Source organism: Rhizobium deserti (assembly GCF_004358025.1).
Lineage (GTDB): Bacteria > Pseudomonadota > Alphaproteobacteria > Rhizobiales > Rhizobiaceae > Neorhizobium > Neorhizobium deserti.
In genome coordinates, this window is record NZ_SMTL01000001.1 from 1178918 (window position 1) to 1197401 (window position 18484).

Consider the following 18484-nt stretch of genomic DNA (forward strand, 5'->3'; position numbering starts at 1 on the left):
ATTGGCTTCCGCTACTGGATGCGGTCGTGATCAATCGCGCTCAACGCCTTGCCTTTGCATTTGTTCCACGGCGCTTCTCACGAAATATGGCGACCTGCAAAAAGGTGGAACCAATGCCCTGAACAAAGGTTTGCTTCCTATGGTCGGGCCGACCGCCCGCCTCCACAACGGGAGATTGATCATGCGACACATTTTCCAACTGCTGAAAAACCGGCTGATGAACAGCGACCAGAAGAAGACCTTCGCGGTTGCACATCCCCAGGAACTGCAAGCCGTCGCGCCGGAAGCTGTCGTGCTGCCCCTCCCCAAGGCGACCCGCGAGGAAATCCGCGTCCCTGCCTCGATCAACGGCCGGGATCTTTCCACCGGACGCCTTTGAAGATCTGAAATCACATACCGAAAGGAACAAAGCATGGCCGAGATCAAATCCGCCTCTATCCTTATTCTCGCAACCGACGGCTACGAACGTTCGGAGCTGCGGGTGCCGCTTGACGAACTCAGGAAACGCGGCGCCGTCGTGAAGATTGCTTCGATCAAGACCGGGGAGATCAAGAGCTGGGACGAAAAAGATTGGGGTGACACCGTTCCCGTCGACCTGGAGGCCAAGAACGTCCGGGCTGAGGACTTCGATGCACTGGTTTTGCCTGGCGGCCAGATCAATCCTGATTTTTTACGGGTCAACGAGGATGCGGTCCAGGTTGTGCGTGATTTCATCAAAAGCGGCAAGCCGGTCGCTGCCATCTGCCATGGCCCCTGGCTGCTGATCGAGGCGGACGCCCTGCGAGGCCGCAAGGCCACCTCCTACCACTCCATCCGCACCGATATTCGCAATGCCGGCGCCTCCTGGCGGGACGAAGCCGTGGTGGTCGACAATGGCATCATCACGTCCCGCTCGCCGGAAGACCTGGAGCAGTTCATCGACAAGATCGTCGAGGAGGTCGAGGAAGGCCGCCACAACCGGCGCGCCGCCTGATCGCACAACTCGCTTAATGAGATAGGATGGCCGCCTGCAGCTGTACAGGCGGTCATTCCGTCTCGGCGTTGATCTTCGACGCTTCCTTCAGGAAAGCCAGCAGCCGCTGCTCGCTCGCCCTCAAGCCCTTCGGCCCGTTCAGATATGTCTTTTCGGCGAGCAGCTTTTCAACTGGCGAGACGTCCTCCGAGAGCGCCAATATGCTCGGATGGATATAGCTGGTGCGACAAACGGCAGGCGTATTGTGGAGCGCATCGGATGCCGCTTTGCAAATCGCCTTGATCTTTGGCCGGCTGTGTTCCTCCTCGACGATCCGCCACGCTTCTATCAAGGCCGCCAAACTGCCGCCCCAGGTGCGAAACGTCTTTGCCGAGATCGAAAAGCCCGCTGCTTTTGCGAGATAAGCGTTGAGGCGACCGGAATCGACTGGATGTGGGGTGCCGTTCTCGTCAGGCCAGGAAAAGAGCTGGCGGCCCGGTAGGTCGGCGATCTCTTCAAAGATGCGCTGCAGCCGTGGATGCTTGACCGTATGTTGGACGCGCTTGCCGCCCTTTGCAGTAAAACGCAGCAGCACAGAGCCATCGGAAAGCTTCATATGACGCTTCAGGAGCGTCGTCGCTCCGTACGTCTTGTTCTCCTTGGCATAAAGGCGGTTGCCGACCCGCAGATGGGTTGCGTCCATCAGTGCGACGAGCGCGGCCAGGACTGCATCCGCCTTATCGAGCCCCAATTCCAAGTCTCGCTGAACCTTGCGGCGGATGCGCGGAAGCGCCTCCCCGAAGCGGACGAGCTGATCAAACTTGCGCTCGCTGCGGAAGCTCTGCCAGTCCGCATGATAACGGTACTGCTTGCGCCCGCGCGAATCCACACCCGTCGCCTGAAGATGACCGCGCGGATCAAGACAGATCCAGACATTGTCATAGGCAGGCGGTAAGCCCAACGCTGCGATCCGCCGCCTTTCGGCTTCGTCGGATAGAAGCTTTCCGTCCGGCAGCTTGTAGCAAAAACCCTTGCCGCGGCGAAGCCGCCGAATGCCCGGCTGCACGTCGCTCACATAGGTAAGGCCGATTGCTTCGAGAAAATCCGGATCGACATCGATCGTCGTTGTTGTTGTTGCCGTGGCTGTAGTGGTGGTGATCGTCGCATCCATGCGCGCTTAACGGAGCACAAACTGCTTCGTTCCCCTCGCTGATATCGAGGAGCTGAGATCGGCTCAGATGGCGATGTCGGCCGGGCTCTCCACAAGCTCGTTGCGCTCGAAGGCGGAACGCGGCGCCGTCAGGCTCCAGCGAAGGCCTTGCGGATTATAATCCACCTCCACCTGGCCGCCAAAGGCTGCCGCGGCATGGCGCCGGATGATCGTCGTACCGAAGCCCGCTTGGGTCGGCTCGCGGACGGGCGGGCCGTCCTTCTCTTCCCAGCTGAGCTGAAGCAGAGGGCCGTCTTCCGTTCCCCCTGGGAGATCGACCCAGGTAATGCAAACTTTGCCATACTGGGTAGAAAGCGCGCCGTATTTGACGCAATTGGTAGCCAGTTCATGGAGAATAAGGCCGAAATTCTGGACGGCTTCGGCTTTGAGCATGAAGTCGGTCCCGTTCAGCTCGACCCGGTCGGCCACGTCGGCGAACGTGCTCATATGGATTTCGATGACTCGGTGGATCGACACGCCTGCCCATTGTTCCCTTGCCAAGGCCTCGATCGATTTACCAAGACCCTGCAGGCGCGTGCCAATTGCCTTTTGGAAGTCCTCCATGCTGGTGCCTTTACGGCCAAGCTGGCGCATCATCGCCTGCACCAGGGTGAGGATATTCTTCGTGCGGTGAACGAGTTCGTGGAGGATCAGATGGATCCGGTCTTCCGCCTGGCTGCGGTCAAAGGATGCATTGGACAAGGCGATCGCCACCTGATTGGCCTCGCGGATCTTTGTTTCCACCGGCGAAACGATCTCCCCCTTGCCGATCCGCTCGGCCATTTCGGCGATCTGCTGAATGGGGATGCGGAGCTGGCGGCCGACCAGCCAAGCGATCAGCATGCCGACAGCAAGGAAGACTGCGCCGCCCGCGATCAGCTGCCGCCACGTGGTCAGGATGCTCGCCTGGGCTGTGTCGATCGGCCCCCAGACAACAGCCTTCCAGGTCCAGCCGGTGATCTGTGCATAACCGTACATCTGCTTCAGGTCGCCCTCGACATCCTCGATCGTGCCTTTGAAACCGGTCATCAAGCGCAGCGTTTCGGCTGGAAAGGCCGAGCCCTGCGCGAGGTTTTGGGCGCCGACGGAGGTGACGACACGGCCCGCTCCATCGACAACGGCGGCCGACCAGCCCTTTGGAAGGCCGTCGATGGAGATCAGCTTCTTTAGATCCTCGGCATCCTGGGTAATGATCATGGCGGCGCCGGAATAGGATATGTCCTTCGGTAGCGGCATCGCCACATTGAACACCCATCTGCCACTGGTCGCACCCAGGAAGACGGGAGAGGCTTCCGTGACACCGGAACGCAGCACCGATTGTAGCGCCGGCATGTTGCCGGTTTTTCCCAAAGGCGTGCCAAACGGCACCCTGGTATTGAGGCGCAGCTGGCCGTCCGCATTCACCAGGATAACGTAGAGCGAGTTTGATTTTAGGCTGTTCTGCGTGCGGTTATGAAAGGAGCGCAGATCTCCCGCCTCCAGTTCGGGGGAGGTCACAAGCAGGCGCAGCGTCGTTGCCATGTCCTGGAGCTCACGATCGACCGAACGGGCAATCAGCTGGGCATCCTCTGCCGTCTGGCTCGACAGGATTTCCCGCTCATGATCTTCGAGCTGCAGCATCAGGAAGCCGACAAAGATGAGCAGAGGCAAGGCAACGCCTGCCGCCAGGGCGACAAGGTAAGTCCCTATCGATGCCGTCGGAAGCCAGCGCGAAATTCTAAGCATTTCGCCTGCCCGTCCCAAAGCATATCACGCAGGTCCTGTGCGACCCGCCCGAACATGACATCCCTTATCCCGCCCCTTGCTAATATAACAACGGGTATTTCTAACTGGTTTTGGAAGATGGGCCAAGGATTGATTGGCGCGCGGGAACCTTTTCCCGCCCGCTTGTGATTGCGGGCAGGTAAAGCTGTACCAAATGCAATCACACCGGTAGACATGGTCGCATTGGTTGGGCGTCGCCCCTGAGCAGCTAGACTGTCGTCGAGCCGGTCAGGCTGTCGCTAGAGCCATTGTTGAGCCGCAGATTGTTCTGCACATGCCGCACGCCGGATACGTCATCGGCCAGATCTTCGGCGCGGCGCTTGTCCAGGCGGCTGGACACGAAGCCATCCAGGGTGACCTCCCCACCCTTCACTGTGACGGTGATGTTGGACGCATCCAGCATCGGATCGTCGCTCAATCTGTCGTTGATATCCTCTTCAATGCGTGCGTCGGAGCGCTGATAGCCCTTAGGGCCCTTGCCGCGATGTTCATCGATGGCGCGGCGTTGCTCGGCACCTCGGTCGCCGAGCCAAGAAGCAACCTCGTCGCCGGCACGCTCCATGAAGCCGCGGCGATGATCAGCCTTCTCGGAATCCCCCTGCCGTGGATCCGAGCTATACCGATCCGGGCCGGCGCGATGCTCCAGTCCGGAACCATAGCGGTCGCCAGAGGCTCGGGTATTGCGAAGATGGTTCGGCTGGTAGCTGAAGGAAGACGGATCTGCCCGGTAGGATTCACGCGCCCATACCCGCGACTGGTCGTTGTCGCCATAGCCGCTCTGGTAGCTGAAGTCCTCTCGCCCGCGCTGGTCGCCGCGCCCGTTTTGGGGCTGCCGGGCACGATCGCTTTGGTCGCGGCCACCATAGCCATCATCGCTGCTGCGCTGGTAGTCGCCGAAACCGCGCACATAGCCTGTGTCGCCTTCCCGGTATTCCTGGGAGGATTGCCGGGCCGGATCGCGCTCTTCGCGGGCACGATCGTTTCGATACCCGCCCGATGGGGAATAGGGTCCATTCGCCATTGTTTGTCTCCTCGATTGCATTGGTTCCTCAATGGGGAACACCAACGGAACCACGCCTTCGGAGGAATGTTCCTGTGTTTCGACAGGTTCGGCGCTTGAGCTTGAGCCGATTTTTCGCGCGATCGCTCAGACGACCCGATGACCGGTTTCGGGGTCGAAGACGACGGCTTTGTCGAGATTGAAGGCGAAGCGGAATGTCTGGCCGAGTTCGACCACCACTTCGGCGCGGGTTCGGGCGGTGAAGCTTGCACCGTCGATTTTGCCGGTCACGAATGTGTCGGAACCCGTCGGCTCGATCATCGTCACCTCGGCTTCCACATGGGCGATCGCGCGGGCCGTCGGGTCGACCAGGCCGTCATCGGTAATCGCTTCCGGGCGCAAGCCGAGAATAACGTCCTTGCCCGCAGGCAAGGCGGAGCTGATCGACGGCGGCATAGGCACGGTAACACCGCCATTGCCGAACAGCGCGATACCGCCGCCGGCGGTGACCTTGCCCTTCAGCATATTCATGGCTGGCGAACCCATAAAGTCGGCAACAAAAAGATTGGCCGGACGATTGTAGATTTCCGCCGGGGTGCCGACCTGCTGGACCATGCCCTCCTTGAGGACGACGATCTTCGTCGCCAGCGTCATCGCCTCGATCTGGTCATGCGTCACGTAGACAATGGTGGCATGGGTGTTCTGATGCAGCGCCTTGATCTCGGCCCGGACTTCGACACGCAGCTTGGCATCGAGGTTGGACAGTGGCTCGTCGAACAGGAAGACGCGCGGCTGCCGCACCAGCGCCCGGCCCATGGCGACGCGCTGCCGCTGGCCGCCGGAAAGCTGGCTCGGGCGGCGCTTCAGGAGATGCTCGATCTGCAGCGTCTTTGCTACCTGGGCAACGGCCTTGGCCCGTTCTTCTTTGGCGACGCCGCGCATTTCCAACGCAAAGGCGATGTTCTCCTCGACCGTCATGTTCGGGTAAAGCGCATAGGACTGGAAGACCATGGCAATATCGCGCTGCGACGGGTGCAGGTCGTTGACCACCTGACCGTCGATGACGATGTCGCCCGATGTCAGCGGCAAGAGGCCCGCAATGGCGTTGAGCAAAGTCGATTTTCCGCAGCCGGACGGACCGACGAGAACAAGGAAGCCGCCTTTTTCCAGCTCAATGTCGATCCCCTTGAGGACTTCCACATTGCCGATCTTCTTGCGCAGGTTCTTGATTTGGAGAAAGCTCATGGCGTCATCCCTTGACTGCGCCGGCCATCAGGCCGCGCACGAAATAGCGTCCGGCCACGATGTAGACGAACAGTGTCGGCAAGGCCGCGAACACGGCTGCCGCCATGTCCACATTGTACTCCTTGACCCCGGTGGAGGAGGAAACGAGGTTGTTGAGCGCCACCGTCATCGGCGAGGCTTCGCCGGACGAGAAGGAAACGCCGAACAGGAAGTCGTTCCAGATATTGGTGAACTGGTAGATCACCGTGACCACGATGATCGGCCCGGAACTCGGAAGCAGGATGCGCCAGAAGATCTTGAAGAAGCCGGCCCCGTCGATCATCGCCGCCTTGACCAGTTCGTCCGGGAACGCTTCGTAATAGTTGCGGAAGAACAGCGTCGTGAAGCCGAGACCATAGACGACGTGCACGAAAACGAGACCCGCGGTGGAATTGGAAAGACCGGCCGCCCCCAGCAGGCGCGCCATGGGGATCAGTACCGCCTGGAAGGGAATGAAGCAGGCAAACAGCATCATCCCGAAGACAAGCTTGTGGCCCGGAAAGCGCCACTTGGTCAGCACATAGCCGTTGAGCGCGCCGAGCAGCGTGGATATCACCACGGCCGGAACGACCATCTTGATGGAGTTCCAGAAGTAACCCTTGATACCGACGCAGGAGACGCCGATGCAGGCCTCGCCCCAGGCCTTGACCCAGGCGGCGATCGACGGATCGCCCGGCAGGGCGAGCATGTCGCCGCCACGGATCTCGTCGAGCGATTTCAGCGAGGTGGACAGCATCACGTAGAGCGGCAGCAGATAGACCAGCGCCAGGAAGATCAGGGCGGCATAGATGACATAGCGGGCAGCGCGGGCCGAACCTGGGCTGACCGTCTCATGGGCGGCGCTCATTGGTTCTTCTCCCGCAATTCCGAATAAAGATAAGGGACGATGATGGCGGTAATGCCCATCAGCATCATTACGGCGCTCGCCGAGCCAACATTCATCTGGTTGCGCGTGAACGTGTAGGAATACATGAAGGTGGACGGAAGTTCGGTGGCATTGCCGGGTCCGCCTCCGGTTAGCGCGATCACCAGGTCGTAGGACTTGATCGCCATATGGGCGAGCACGATGAAGGCGGACAGGAAGACCGGCCGCAGCAGCGGAATGATGATGCGCCGATAGATCGATACGGTCGAGGCGCCGTCGATCTGGGCCGCCTTGATGATCTCGCCGTCAATGCCGCGAAGCCCGGCCAGGAACATCGCCATGACAAAGCCTGAGGCCTGCCAGACGCCGGCAATGACCACCGTATAGATCGCCATTTTGGGGTTGACCAGCCAGTCGAACTTGAAGCTTTCCCAGCCGAGATTGTGCATCGTGTTTTCAAGCCCGAGGCCGGGATTGAGGAACCATTTCCAGGCCGTGCCGGTGACCACGAAGGACAGCGCCATCGGATAAAGGAAGATCGGCCGCAGCACGCCCTCGGCGCGGATCCGCTGGTCCATGAGGATCGCGATGAACAGTCCGATCGCGATGCATATACCGATATAAAGGATACCGAAAATCGCCAGGTTCTGCATCGCCACATACCAGTTGGGCTGCGACCAGAGACGGTAATAGGCATCGAACCCGCCCCATTTGTAGATGGGCATCATTTTCGACGTGGTGAAGGACAGGTACACGGTCCACAGGATGAAGCCGTAGACGAACACCAGGATGATCGCGAAGGACGGCGCCAGAACGAGTTTCGGCAGCCCGTTGCGCAGCCCATCCGCCAAAGACGGTTTGCGCCTTTCGGGCACGACTACAGGCATGGGTTCAATCGTCGTCATCGCGTTCTCCGGCTGTCACCAGAAGGAAGAGCCACCGGCAAGCCGGGGAATTTGAAAAGTGGCCGGGATGTGCTCCCGACCACTTCAGAGTCAGACCTAGCGATCAAACCTTACTTCGCCGCAGCAACGGCTTCCGGCAGGCGCTTCAGCGCCGCATCGGTGGTCAGCTGGCCGTTGAGATGCTGGGTGATGACGTCGAGCATGGCTTCCTTGACGGCTGCCGGCTGGGCGTAACCATGGGCGAGCGAGCCCATCAGCGTGCCCTTGGTGGAGGCCTCATTGAGGTCCTTCATGCCTTTCTTGCCGCAATCGTCGAACTTTTCGTCCGAGATGTCGGTGCGCGCAGGAACGGAACCCTTGACCGTGTTGAAGGCGATCTGGAAGGCCGGATTTTCGACGGCTGACGCCATCTTCTGCTGGGCCTTTTCCGCGTCACCGCCGACGTCGAACATCATGAACTGGTCGGCGTTGAACAGAACCGAGCCCTGCGTGCCGGGGAAGCGGATGCAGACGAAGTCGGTGCCCGGCTTCTTGTTGGCGCGCAGCCATTCGCCCTTCGACCAGTCACCCATTTCCTGGGCGCCGGCCTTGCCTTCGATGACGAGCGCCGTCGACAGGTTCCATTCGCGGCCGGAAAAGTTCGGGTCGAAATAGGTGCGCAGCTTCGACATGGTGTCGAACACCTTTTTCATCGTGTCGCCGGACAGGGCAGCCGGATCGGCATCGAGAACCGCCTTCTTATAGAAATCCGGCCCGCCGGTGGAAAGAACCACGGCTTCCCACAGTGTGCCGTCCTGCCACGGAACGCCGCCATGGGCGAGCGCGGTAATGCCCTGAGCCTTGAAGGCGTCCAGCAGCGTGATCAGTTCGTCGAGATTGGTCGGCACCTTGCCGCCGGCCTTGTCGAGAGCTGCCTTGTTGAGCCACAGCCAATTGGTGGAGTGGATGTTAACCGGGGCTGCAACCCAGTGACCTTCATATTTCGAGAAGGCCTGAAGTGCAGGCGGGATGACCTTGTCCCAGCCTTCCTTGGCGGCCAGATCGTCGAGATTGGCGGCAACGCCCATTTCCGACCAGTCGCGCAGGTCGAAACCGAGCAGTTGGACTGCCGTTGGCGGGTCGCCGGCGGTGACGCGAGCGCGCAGCGCGGTCATGGCGGCAGAACCTGCACCACCGGCAACCGGCATGTCCTTCCAGGTGACGCCCTGCTTCTGGAGGTTTTCCTTCAGCACGTTGAGCGCGGCGGCTTCACCACCCGAAGTCCACCAGTGGAGGACTTCAACCTGCTCGGCCGACTTGGCTGTGCCAGCCACCATGGCGAGCATGGCAGCGCCCGCAGCAAGCTTGCTGATCATACGAATGTTCATTGAGAATCTCCCTTTGCATCCGGGCTCCTCTCCGGATATGAAAATTTATAACGATATAAATGCCGTTGGTGTCAACCCGGCAGCAAGCAATTTTTAACTTGTCGATAAGGTCGGTTAACAAGCGGAAATGCAGATGGCATAGGCATTGCAGCGCTTGAGGATGGGCCAGGCAGGCTGAAGGAGCGCTGCATTTCGGGTATGCAACGATATAGGTGAGCAGTTTTCACATTGCTTACGAGGACGGGGAGGAAAAGCAATGTCGTCAAAGGGCCTAGAGGAGATAGGCCGGGAAGTGACGAGGCCGGAGCGACGAGGTGACAAGGCGGGCACGGCGGACAAGCCCACCCTCAAGACGATCGCCGAACTGACCGGGCTCGCCGTGACAACCGTTTCGCGGGCACTGGCGGATGCGCCCCAGATTGCTCTCGAGACGCGGCAGCGGGTCCGCCAGGTGGCGGCGGACATCGGTTACTTTCCCGACAGGGCAGCTCAGCGGCTTCGTACGGGACGCACCAATGTGATCAGCCTGGTGCTCGACCCGCACGAGGAAATTCTCGGCTACGGTACCTCGATGATCCGCGGCCTGACGGCGTCGTTGCGTGGCACGCCCTATCATCTTGTGATTACGCCGCATTTTTCCGACACGCCGCCGATCGACCCGGTCCGCCACATTGTCCGCAACCGTATGGCGGACGGTATACTCTTCAGCCGCACGGAACCTTCGGACGAGCGGGTGAAATTCCTGATGGAACACGATTTTCCCTTTGTCTGCCATGGCCGAACGGAGCTTGCGACCCCTCACCCTTACGTCGACTACGACAACTATGCCTTTGCCTACCGGGCGGCGCGCAGCCTGATCACCGCTGGCTGTCGGAAGCTCTACATGATCCTGCCGCCGAACCGCTTCACGTTCGCCCAGCATATGCGCCACGGCTTCATGACTGCTGTGCGGGAGGAAGGGATCGCTTTCGAGATCGCGCAGGGCATCTCGCTCGACAGCAAGTCCGAGGCGATCCGCGATCATATTGCTGCCCGGCTCGGTGACGCCGCCCCCCCCGACGGCTTCATCTGCGGCGGCGAAGTTTCGGCCATGGCGGTGATGTCGGCCTCCCACGATCTCGGGCTGCGGGTCGGCCGTGACGTGCGGCTGGTCGCCAAGCAGACGTCCGGCCTGTTCGACCAGATGCGGCCGCGCATCGAAACGATCTACGAGGATCTGTCGCAAGCCGGGCAGATAATGGCGGCATTGCTGCTGAAACGCATCGCCGGTGGCGCGCCGGTGAACGAACTTCAGGCGCTGCAGACTGTCTGAGCTGACCGCAGCCAGCCCGCCGAATGCAAAAAGCCTCTCGTGAAAACACGAGAGGCTTTTTGTTTGCCTTGGATGTGGCGGTATTAGTTGATGACCTGCACGACCTTGCGGGACTGCGGCTCAACGATGACGCGCTGCTGGTTGACCACGGTGTAGGAGTATTTCGGGTTCTGCGGCACCGGCGTCAGGACGACGGTTTCCGGAACGGCACGGCCGACGGCGATCGGCTCCTGTACAACGACGGACTGCTGCATCGGCTGTTCCTGGACATAGGTGACAACTTCGCGCGGCGGAGGATCGATTGCACCGCCGGCAACAGCGCCGACAACAGCGCCAACGCCTGCGCCGATCGGGCCGCCGACGATAGCGCCGGTCGCGGCACCGCCGAGCATGCCGGTGGCAGCGCCGTTACCTTCTTGTGCAAAAGCGCCGGTGGCAGCAGCGATACCCATGGCGGCGGATAGAATGATGATCTTCTTCATTGTCTTCTCCTTGGTTGTATTGGTGCGACAACGGGCAGGAAGAAAACAGGTTCCGGCTAGGGACTTAGGTCTGGCGCAGCCGCCAGACCTATAACATCGACGTTGGACAAAGGGCGCACAGCGGAGCCGCCCGGTCTCACTCCTCGTCCTGGAACACCACTTCGCGCTTGGCCTTGACGCTTGGCAAGAAGACGACGACGAGGACGAGGGCGGCGACGAACAGCAGGCCGGCGCTGATCGGACGGCTGATGAAGGTGGTCGCATCGCCGCGCGACAGGATCATCGCCCGCCGCAGGTTTTCCTCGAGGAGCGGCCCCAGCACGAAGCCGAGCAGAAGCGGCGCCGGCTCGCAGCGCAGCTTGACCAGCAGGTAGCCGATAAGCCCGAAGAAGGCCACCGAATAGAGGTCGTAGACGTTCGAGTTGACGCTGTAGACCCCGATCGAGCAGAAGGCCATGATGATCGGAAACAGTATGTAATAAGGGATTGTCAGCAGCTTCACCCACAGCCCGATCAGCGGCAGGTTGAGGATCACCAGCATCAGATTGCCGATCCACATGGAGGCGATGATGCCCCAAAACAGCGCCGGCTGTTCGATGGCGACATTCGGCCCTGGCACAATGCCCTGGATGATCATTGCGCCGATCATCAGCGCCATGACCGGATTGGCCGGGATGCCCAGCGTCAGGAGCGGGATGAAGGATGTCTGGGCACCGGCATTGTTGGCGGATTCCGGACCTGCCACGCCGGCAATCGCACCATGGCCGAACTCTTCCGGATGCTTGGAAACCTTCTTCTCCACCGTATAGGACGCGAAGGCGGCCAGAATGGCACCGCCGCCGGGAAGAATGCCGAGGATCGAGCCGATCGCCGTGCCGCGCAGAACCGGGCCGACCATCTGGCGGAAATCATCCCGGGTCGGCATCAGCCCGTGAACCTTGGCCATTAGCACGGTGCGCGTTTTCTCACTTTCGAGATTGCGGAGGATTTCGGCAATGCCGAAGACACCTACGGCCACGGCGACAAAATTCAAGCCGTCGGCATATTCGCTGATACCGAGATTGAACCGCGGCGCGCCGGTATAGATGTCGGTTCCGACAAGCCCGAGCAGCAGGCCGAGCGACACCATGGCCAGCGCCTTGACGATCGAGCCGTGTGCCAATGCGATGGACGAAACGAGACCGACGACCATCAGCGAGAAATATTCGGCGGCGCCGAACTTGAGCGCGATCGCCGTCAGGGGCGGCGCGAATATCGCCACGAGGAAGGTGGATACGGTGCCGGCAAAGAACGAGCCTATGGCGGCAATGGCGAGCGCTGCCCCTGCTCGGCCCTTGCGGGCCATCTGGTAGCCGTCCAGCGCCGTGACGGCGGAGGAGGATTCGCCCGGCATATTGATGAGGATGGCCGTGGTCGAGCCGCCATATTGGGCGCCGTAATAAATGCCCGACAGCATGATCAGCGACGAGACGGGCTCGAGCTGGAAGGTGATCGGCAGGAGCATGGCGATCGTCGCCGTGGCGCCGATCCCGGGCAGCACACCGATCAGGGTGCCGAGCAGGACGCCGATCAGGCAGAAGAACAGGTTTTCGAGCGAGGCGGCGGTGGCAAAGCCGAGCGCGAGGTTACTGAAGAGATCCATCAATCAAACCTCATAGACCGAGCCATGGACCGAACCGCTGGAACGGCAGGCCGAGACCATAGCTGAAAACAAGAACCGAAAATGCCGTGAGCGCTGCCGACAGGATGAGCGCGGAAAGCGGCTTCATCTTGTGCGAGGCGAACGCGGCAACCAGCGCAGAAATGAAGATCGACGGCACAAAGCCGAGCCCTTGCACCGTCAGGCCGAAAATGATGGGCGCCGGGAGAATGAAAAGCATGCCGCGCCAGGCAATGGCACCCATCGGCTCGCCTTCGACGCGCAGCGACTGGACGAGGATGATCGCGCCAAACAGCATCAGCGCGCAGGACAGGATGAAGGGGAAATAGCCAGGCCCCATGCGCAGCGCCGTTCCGAGCTCCAGCTCAAACGACTGATAAGCAAACCAGAGCCCCGTCGCCACGAGCAGCAGCCCGCAAATAAGATTGGTGGTGTCGACTTTCGATGAATTCATGATGTCCCCGTTGAAATGGAGGAGCGTTGCGACCGTATCCGAAGGAACGGGGCCAACCCCCTCCAGCCGAAAGGCCAAAGGGGGCGAGCTTCTTCAGCTAAACACGGCGTTCCCGACGCAACCTGATCAGTCCGCGTATTGACCGGCGGCCTGGATGACCGGCTTCCAACGCGCGATCTCACCTTCGAGCTTCGCCTTCAGGGCTTCCGGCGTCGCATCGCTGTCCGACGATGGCTTGGTGCCGAGTTCCGCGAAACGGGCGGCGACGTTCTGGTCCTTCAGGGCGACCTTGAGCGACTTGGTGAGCTTTTCCGTCGCCTCCTTCGGCGTACCCTTCGGCACATAAACACCATGCCAGATACCGACGCTCATGTCGGGCATTCCGGCTTCCTTCACCGTGGGCAGGTCCTTCAGCACGTCGAGCCGCTCGGCGGAGGTCACCGCATAGGCCTTGATCGTTCCGCCCTGGATCTGCTTCGTCGTATTGGTGGTCTGGTCGCACATGATATCCACCTGGCCGCCGAGAAGGTCGGTCATGGCGGGGCCGGTTCCCTTGTAGGGCACGGTGACGAGGGGCGTCTGAATGGAGCTCATGAACAGCATCCCGCATAGATGCGAGGCTGCGCCGATACCGGCATTGGCGACCGTGACCTTGTCCTTGTTGGCCTTGGCGTAATCCACCAGCCCCTTGAGGTCGGTGGCTTCCATATCCTTGCGGGCAACAATGGTCATCGGTACGTCGGTGACGAGGCCAACATAATCGAAATCCTTGAGCGTATCGTAGGCGAGCTTGCGGTATAGCGTGGCGCTGGTCGCCATGCCGATATGGTGCAGCAGGATCGTATAGCCGTCCGCCTGCGCCTTGGCGACGCGACCGGCACCAAGCGTTCCACCGGCGCCGCCGACATTTTCGACGACGATCTGCTGGCCGAGGTCCTTGGACATAGACTCCGCAACAAGACGAGCAACCGTATCGGTCGGGCCGCCGGCCGCAAACGGTACGACCATGGTGATCTGCCGTTCAGGATAACCGGCTGCACCAGCCGATGCGGAAAACAGCGAGAGTGCGGCAAGAGCGGTTGCGCCAATAAGGGCGTTCAGGGTTTTCATCGAGCTCCTCCAGGATGAACAACAGGGAACCGGCACATTCTCCCCCGCGCCGGCAGGAAGGCCATTTGCGGCCCGCGACAAAGCGGGTGCAATCACCGCAGGGGCTGGGAGGAAGCTTTTCTTACAATGCCGCATTGCAGCATGGGTGGATAAGGGAACATTACCGTCGAACGGCGGGTGGATTTCCACCCGCAGGCACGGCGGAGCCTGAAGCTGGACTTTCGAAGAAAGTGCCGAGCCTGCGATATGAGACACTACGTTTTGACCTGGGCAAGCTGCCGGTCGAAATCGGTAGGATCGAAATAATCGCGCCAGAAAGTGATGACGCCGTTGTCGATGGTCAGCGTTCCCATGACCGGCAAGGTAATCGTGTCGCCATCCTGATGCCGGAAAACATCGACCCGTTCATTCAGCACCACATTTCCCGATACGGCGATCTGCGTCACTTTCTAGTCGACGGTGAAGACCGTGCCGACACCGAAGTCCTGATGGAACTTGGGACATTGTCGCGCCCGCGATATCGGGAAAAGGCACATTGTCGTAAAGAACGTCGTCGGAAAGCATGAGGAGAGCATCTTCTATGCGATTGGCATTCCAGTGCGCGAAGAAGGCTTGAGCGATTTCGAGAGGGTCGGCAGCCATGATGGTTCCTATGTTGATGGTGGGCTGGAGGGCCTGACAGACGCAATATGGCTTGGAAGGTTCATCATGATTAGCGACAGTTGGCGCGCGATATCTTCAATGATTGCTTGAAGGTCCGTCTTCACGCCTGCAGGGCTGGCCGCTCCGAGGTTCGCGACGAGGTCATGACCGGCTAGCTTGCTCATCCTCCCAAGGCCCGTCGAAGGCCAGCAGTTTCTTGTCCAGGCCGTGCTTCTGCATCTTCTCGTAAAGCGTCTTGCGCGAGATGCCGAGCGACTCGTAGACGGGCCGAAGCGCACCGCCGTGGGCGGCGATCTCTCCGGCGATGATGCTGCGCTCGTAGGCCGCCACCTTGTCGGCGAGCCGGCCGGCGGCCTCTTTCGCATTGGCGCCCGTTTCTCCCGGTTTGGGATCAAGGCCGAGCACCAGCCGGTCGGAGGCGTTGCGCAGCTCGCGCACATTTCCCGGCCAGTCCCGCTGGGCGATGCCGGCCATGACGTCGGCGGGCACTTCCATATCCTCGCGTCCATAGCGCGCCGATGCCTCCCGAACGAGTTGCAGAAACAGGAGCGGGATATCGGGCCGGCGTTGCGAAAGCGATGGCACGTGAATGGTTGCGACATTGAGCCGGTAGAAGAGGTCGGCGCGAAAACGGCCCGCCGCCACCTCCGCCTCCAGATCAACCTTGCTGGTGGCGATGAAGCGCACGTCGAGCGGCACCGTTTCGTTGGAGCCGAGCCGGGTGATCACCCTTTCCTGCAGCACGCGCAGGAACTTCGCCTGCAGGTCGAAGGGCATGGAGCCGATCTCGTCCAGCAGGATCGTGCCGCCCCGCCCATGCTCGAATTTCCCGTAACGCGGCCGCAGGGCGCCTGGAAAGGCGCCGGCCTCATGGCCGAACAATTCGCTTTCAATGAGGTTTTCCGGAAGCGCGGCGCAGTTGATGGCGATGAACGGTTTGGTGGCGCGGGGGCTGACATCGTGAAGCGCACGCGCCACGACCTCCTTGCCGGCGCCCGTATCGCCGATGATCAGCGTATCGGCATCCGTCGCGCCGATCGCCCTGATGCGGTAGCGCAGATCCACCATAACCTGCGTGCGGCCCGGCAACCGGGCCTCCAGGTCATCCCGCTTGCCGGCCACGGCGCGCAGGCGACGGTTTTCCATGACGAGGCCGCGGCGATCGAGCGCCCGGCGGATGACGCCAGCCAGATGCTGTGGGGTGAACGGTTTTTCCAGGAAGTCATAAGCGCCTTCGCGCATGGCCTTCACCGCAAGCTGTACATCGCCATGACCCGTGACCAGGATGACTGGGATCTCCGCATCCAGTTCGCGGATGCGTTGCAGCAGCGTCATGCCGTCGAGGCCCGGCATGCGGATATCGCTGACGACGACGCCGTCGAAGCCAAAGCCGCTCAATTCCAGCACATGGTCGGCGCTGGCAAAGGTCTGGACCTCGAGGCCGAACAGTTCCAGTGCCTGCGCTGTGGACCGGCGCAGCTCCTCCTCGTCGTCCACCAGCAGGACCCTCTGGCCGCTCATTCCGCCGCCTCCAGAAGGTTCTCACCGGCCAGCTCCAGCTCGATGCGGAACACGGCCCCGCCTTCCGGGTGATCGGCCACGGTCAGGCTGCCGCCGAAATCCTTGATGATATTGTAGGAGATCGACAGGCCGAGCCCCAATCCCTTGCCGACACCCTTGGTGGTGAAAAAGGGATCGAAGATGCGCTCGTGAATGGCCGCGGCGACGCCTGGCCCGCGATCGCGGACGCGAACGACAACCTTATCGTCTTCCAGCCGGGCACGCACGTCGATCCTTCGGTCGTCAAGACCTTCGACGGCATCGGCGGCATTGGTGATGATGTTGACCAGCACCTGCTGCAGGCGGACGGCGCCAGCCTTCACCGCCGGAACAAGCGGATCGATGTCCACTTCAAGGACGGCATCGGCCGCCTTCAGACGGGCCGCGACAATCTCCAGCGTGTCGTGCATCACGTCCTCCAGCGACACCGCACCAAGCTTCTCGTTCGGTTTGCGGGCGAAATTACGCAAATGCTTGCCGATCGAAGCCATACGGTCGATCAGCGAGGAGATGCGCCGGACGTTGTCGTTGGCTTCCGCAATACGCCCGAGATCGATGAGAACGGACGTGGTTTCCGCATAGGTCTTTGCAGCCGCCAGCGGCTGGTTGAGCTCATGGGACAGCGCCGCCGACATTTGGCCGAGGCCGGCGAGCTTGCCGGCCTGGATGAGGTCGGCTTGCGTTTGCCGCAGGCGCTGTTCCGTCAGCCGCCGCTCGGCGATCTCCTCCTCGATGCGGCTGTTGACCCGGGCCAGATCCGCCGTGCGTTCGGCAACCCGGCTTTCCAGCTCGTTGCGGGCCTCGGCCTGCAATTGCATCCGCTCATTGAGCCGGGCCCGGCGCTGCAGGATGGTCGCAAGGACCAGAGCCGTGAGGCAGAGCGTCAGCAGAATAGCCGCAATCGTCGTCTTGGTCTGGGCATGCACCGAACTCGTGTCCATCAGCACATTCACCGTCCAGCCGGCTTCGGACATGGGCTGCGAAACCACGAGATATTCCTTTTCGCCCTGATCGCCAGAAATCCGCATGACATCATGGCCGACAAAGCTGGCCCGAACGATGGGCAATTCGCGAAGCTTGGCGTCGGCATAGCGTCGGGACGTTTCCGTGCGGGCAATGCGGTCGGACGTCAGCGGCAGGATGCTCGCATACAGCCATTCGGGGCTGCCGGTCATGAAGATGATCCCCTCCGGATCCGACACGAAGATCCGGTCGTCGCCGCCGCCCCAGGAGGCTTCGATCATGTCGATATCCACCTTGAAGACGATGACGCCGCGGATGGCGCCGGCAATCTCGATCGGCGAGCCGAAATAATAGCCCCGCTTCGAGGACGTGGTGCCGAGCGCATAAAAACGCGACTGTCGGCCCGCCGCCGCCTCCTGGAAATAGGGCCTGTAGCTGAAATTTTCGCCGACGAAGCTAACGGGGGAATCGTAATTGCTGGCGGCGACCGTATTGCCGTCCGTCGTCATCACATAGATGTCGGAGGATTTGAGAAGGAGATTGATCTCCTTCAGGTAACGGTTGGTCACGGTGCGCAGCGCCTCGTTGCCGGGATCGACAACCAGTGCCTCGACATTCTGCTGATCGGCGATCAGGGCCGGCAAAGCCTCGTAACGTTTCAGATGGCCGCCCAGGGCAGAAACCGCCAGGCGCAGGGTTGTGGCTGCCTGGGCCTCGGCCTCCTCCATATAACCGCGCGCGATCATGGCGCCGCCCTGAAGGATAAGAACCAGAGCGAGAGACACGGCCGCCACGAGGGCCAGAACCAGGCGAGACTTCACGATGTTGGGCTCCTCCTCCCTCGATCAAAAAGTCTATCTTAAATTGCCCTCTGGCGATTTCCACCAAATCTTGCAAGATTAACGCCGGTGGTTGCAGCAACTGCCAACAAAA

The 18484-nt window shown here is 61.0% G+C and carries 17 protein-coding genes; 3 read left to right on the plus strand and 14 right to left on the minus strand.

Translation table 11 applies throughout. The features are described from left to right. Positions 1–181 precede the first annotated feature (181 nt). Both E2F50_RS05650 and E2F50_RS05655 read left to right on the plus strand, forming a co-directional pair. A complete protein-coding gene (locus tag E2F50_RS05650) occupies positions 182–379 on the plus strand; it encodes a hypothetical protein (protein WP_133315040.1) in 198 nt (65 codons plus the stop codon). Positions 380–412: 33 nt separating this feature from the next. Next, positions 413–973: a type 1 glutamine amidotransferase domain-containing protein gene (locus tag E2F50_RS05655; RefSeq protein ID WP_133315041.1), complete on the plus strand. Its 561-nt coding sequence runs from the start codon at positions 413–415 to the stop codon at positions 971–973. A gap of 52 nt (positions 974–1025) precedes the next feature. Here the strand turns inward: E2F50_RS05655 and E2F50_RS05660 are convergent, their stop codons facing one another. From E2F50_RS05660 to E2F50_RS05690, 7 genes are all read right to left on the minus strand, one after another. Beyond that, positions 1026–2123: a DNA topoisomerase IB gene (locus tag E2F50_RS05660; RefSeq protein WP_133315042.1), complete on the minus strand. Its 1098-nt coding sequence runs from the start codon at positions 2121–2123 to the stop codon at positions 1026–1028. Positions 2124–2186: 63 nt separating this feature from the next. Continuing rightward, a complete protein-coding gene (locus tag E2F50_RS05665) occupies positions 2187–3887 on the minus strand; it encodes a sensor histidine kinase (protein WP_133315043.1) in 1701 nt (566 codons plus the stop codon). A 247-nt stretch (positions 3888–4134) separates the two neighbouring features. Further along, positions 4135–4947 carry a BON domain-containing protein gene (locus E2F50_RS05670; protein WP_133315044.1) on the minus strand — a complete coding sequence of 271 codons (813 nt, stop codon included), beginning with the start codon at positions 4945–4947 and terminating at the stop codon, positions 4135–4137. A 126-nt stretch (positions 4948–5073) separates the two neighbouring features. Next, entirely contained in the window at positions 5074–6171 is a 1098-nt protein-coding gene (locus tag E2F50_RS05675; protein ID WP_133315045.1) for an ABC transporter ATP-binding protein, read from the minus strand. Between the two features lie 4 nt (positions 6172–6175). Next, positions 6176–7057 carry a carbohydrate ABC transporter permease gene (locus E2F50_RS05680; RefSeq protein ID WP_133315046.1) on the minus strand — a complete coding sequence of 294 codons (882 nt, stop codon included), beginning with the start codon at positions 7055–7057 and terminating at the stop codon, positions 6176–6178. Further along, entirely contained in the window at positions 7054–7980 is a 927-nt protein-coding gene (locus E2F50_RS05685) for a carbohydrate ABC transporter permease (protein WP_202615404.1), read from the minus strand. The genes E2F50_RS05680 and E2F50_RS05685 overlap by 4 nt, the downstream gene beginning before the upstream one ends. A 110-nt stretch (positions 7981–8090) precedes the next feature. Then, entirely contained in the window at positions 8091–9341 is a 1251-nt protein-coding gene (locus E2F50_RS05690) for an ABC transporter substrate-binding protein (RefSeq protein ID WP_202615421.1), read from the minus strand. Positions 9342–9603: 262 nt separating this feature from the next. Here E2F50_RS05690 and E2F50_RS05695 point away from each other — a divergent pair, with 262 nt between their 5' ends. Next, positions 9604–10659, plus strand: coding sequence for a LacI family transcriptional regulator (locus E2F50_RS05695; RefSeq protein WP_133315048.1), 1056 nt, complete (start codon positions 9604–9606; stop codon positions 10657–10659). 83 nt (positions 10660–10742) lie between these two features. On the opposite strand, the gene E2F50_RS05700 is transcribed toward E2F50_RS05695, so the two are convergent. The 7 genes from E2F50_RS05700 to E2F50_RS05730 all read right to left on the minus strand — a co-directional run bounded on the left by E2F50_RS05700 (position 10743) and on the right by E2F50_RS05730 (position 18372). Next, positions 10743–11141, minus strand: coding sequence for a DUF1236 domain-containing protein (locus tag E2F50_RS05700; RefSeq protein WP_133315049.1), 399 nt, complete (start codon positions 11139–11141; stop codon positions 10743–10745). A 136-nt stretch (positions 11142–11277) separates the two neighbouring features. Next, on the minus strand, positions 11278–12783 hold the full coding sequence (locus tag E2F50_RS05705) for a tripartite tricarboxylate transporter permease (RefSeq protein WP_133315050.1): 1506 nt from the start codon (positions 12781–12783) through the stop codon (positions 11278–11280). Between the two features lie 10 nt (positions 12784–12793). Beyond that, positions 12794–13255, minus strand: coding sequence for a tripartite tricarboxylate transporter TctB family protein (locus E2F50_RS05710; RefSeq protein ID WP_133315051.1), 462 nt, complete (start codon positions 13253–13255; stop codon positions 12794–12796). Positions 13256–13381: 126 nt separating this feature from the next. Beyond that, positions 13382–14365 carry a tripartite tricarboxylate transporter substrate-binding protein gene (locus tag E2F50_RS05715; RefSeq protein WP_133315052.1) on the minus strand — a complete coding sequence of 328 codons (984 nt, stop codon included), beginning with the start codon at positions 14363–14365 and terminating at the stop codon, positions 13382–13384. 254 nt (positions 14366–14619) lie between these two features. Further along, the gene (locus tag E2F50_RS23325; protein ID WP_245515294.1) at positions 14620–14811 is read right to left on the minus strand and encodes a limonene-1,2-epoxide hydrolase family protein; all 192 of its coding nucleotides are present in this window, start codon (positions 14809–14811) and stop codon (positions 14620–14622) included. Between the two features lie 358 nt (positions 14812–15169). Then, positions 15170–16549 (minus strand): sigma-54-dependent transcriptional regulator, encoded by a 1380-nt coding sequence (locus tag E2F50_RS05725; RefSeq protein WP_133315053.1) that lies wholly within the window; start codon positions 16547–16549, stop codon positions 15170–15172. Continuing rightward, positions 16546–18372 (minus strand): sensor histidine kinase, encoded by a 1827-nt coding sequence (locus E2F50_RS05730; RefSeq protein ID WP_281029177.1) that lies wholly within the window; start codon positions 18370–18372, stop codon positions 16546–16548. The genes E2F50_RS05725 and E2F50_RS05730 overlap by 4 nt, the downstream gene beginning before the upstream one ends. Positions 18373–18484 lie beyond the last annotated feature (112 nt).

What these genes read in the sequence shown, in the direction of transcription:
- E2F50_RS05650 (WP_133315040.1), top strand. Translation starts at nt 182, where the DNA reads ATGCGACACATTTTCCAACTGCTGAAAAACCGGCTGATGAACAGCGAC.
- E2F50_RS05655 (WP_133315041.1), top strand. Translation starts at nt 413, where the DNA reads ATGGCCGAGATCAAATCCGCCTCTATCCTTATTCTCGCAACCGACGGC.
- E2F50_RS05660 (WP_133315042.1), bottom strand. Translation starts at nt 2,123, where the DNA reads ATGGATGCGACGATCACCACCACTACAGCCACGGCAACAACAACAACG.
- E2F50_RS05665 (WP_133315043.1), bottom strand. Translation starts at nt 3,887, where the DNA reads ATGCTTAGAATTTCGCGCTGGCTTCCGACGGCATCGATAGGGACTTAC.
- E2F50_RS05670 (WP_133315044.1), bottom strand. Translation starts at nt 4,947, where the DNA reads ATGGCGAATGGACCCTATTCCCCATCGGGCGGGTATCGAAACGATCGT.
- E2F50_RS05675 (WP_133315045.1), bottom strand. Translation starts at nt 6,171, where the DNA reads ATGAGCTTTCTCCAAATCAAGAACCTGCGCAAGAAGATCGGCAATGTG.
- E2F50_RS05680 (WP_133315046.1), bottom strand. Translation starts at nt 7,057, where the DNA reads ATGAGCGCCGCCCATGAGACGGTCAGCCCAGGTTCGGCCCGCGCTGCC.
- E2F50_RS05685 (WP_202615404.1), bottom strand. Translation starts at nt 7,980, where the DNA reads ATGACGACGATTGAACCCATGCCTGTAGTCGTGCCCGAAAGGCGCAAA.
- E2F50_RS05695 (WP_133315048.1), top strand. Translation starts at nt 9,604, where the DNA reads ATGTCGTCAAAGGGCCTAGAGGAGATAGGCCGGGAAGTGACGAGGCCG.
- E2F50_RS05700 (WP_133315049.1), bottom strand. Translation starts at nt 11,141, where the DNA reads ATGAAGAAGATCATCATTCTATCCGCCGCCATGGGTATCGCTGCTGCC.
- E2F50_RS05705 (WP_133315050.1), bottom strand. Translation starts at nt 12,783, where the DNA reads ATGGATCTCTTCAGTAACCTCGCGCTCGGCTTTGCCACCGCCGCCTCG.
- E2F50_RS05710 (WP_133315051.1), bottom strand. Translation starts at nt 13,255, where the DNA reads ATGAATTCATCGAAAGTCGACACCACCAATCTTATTTGCGGGCTGCTG.
- E2F50_RS05715 (WP_133315052.1), bottom strand. Translation starts at nt 14,365, where the DNA reads ATGAAAACCCTGAACGCCCTTATTGGCGCAACCGCTCTTGCCGCACTC.
- E2F50_RS05725 (WP_133315053.1), bottom strand. Translation starts at nt 16,549, where the DNA reads ATGAGCGGCCAGAGGGTCCTGCTGGTGGACGACGAGGAGGAGCTGCGC.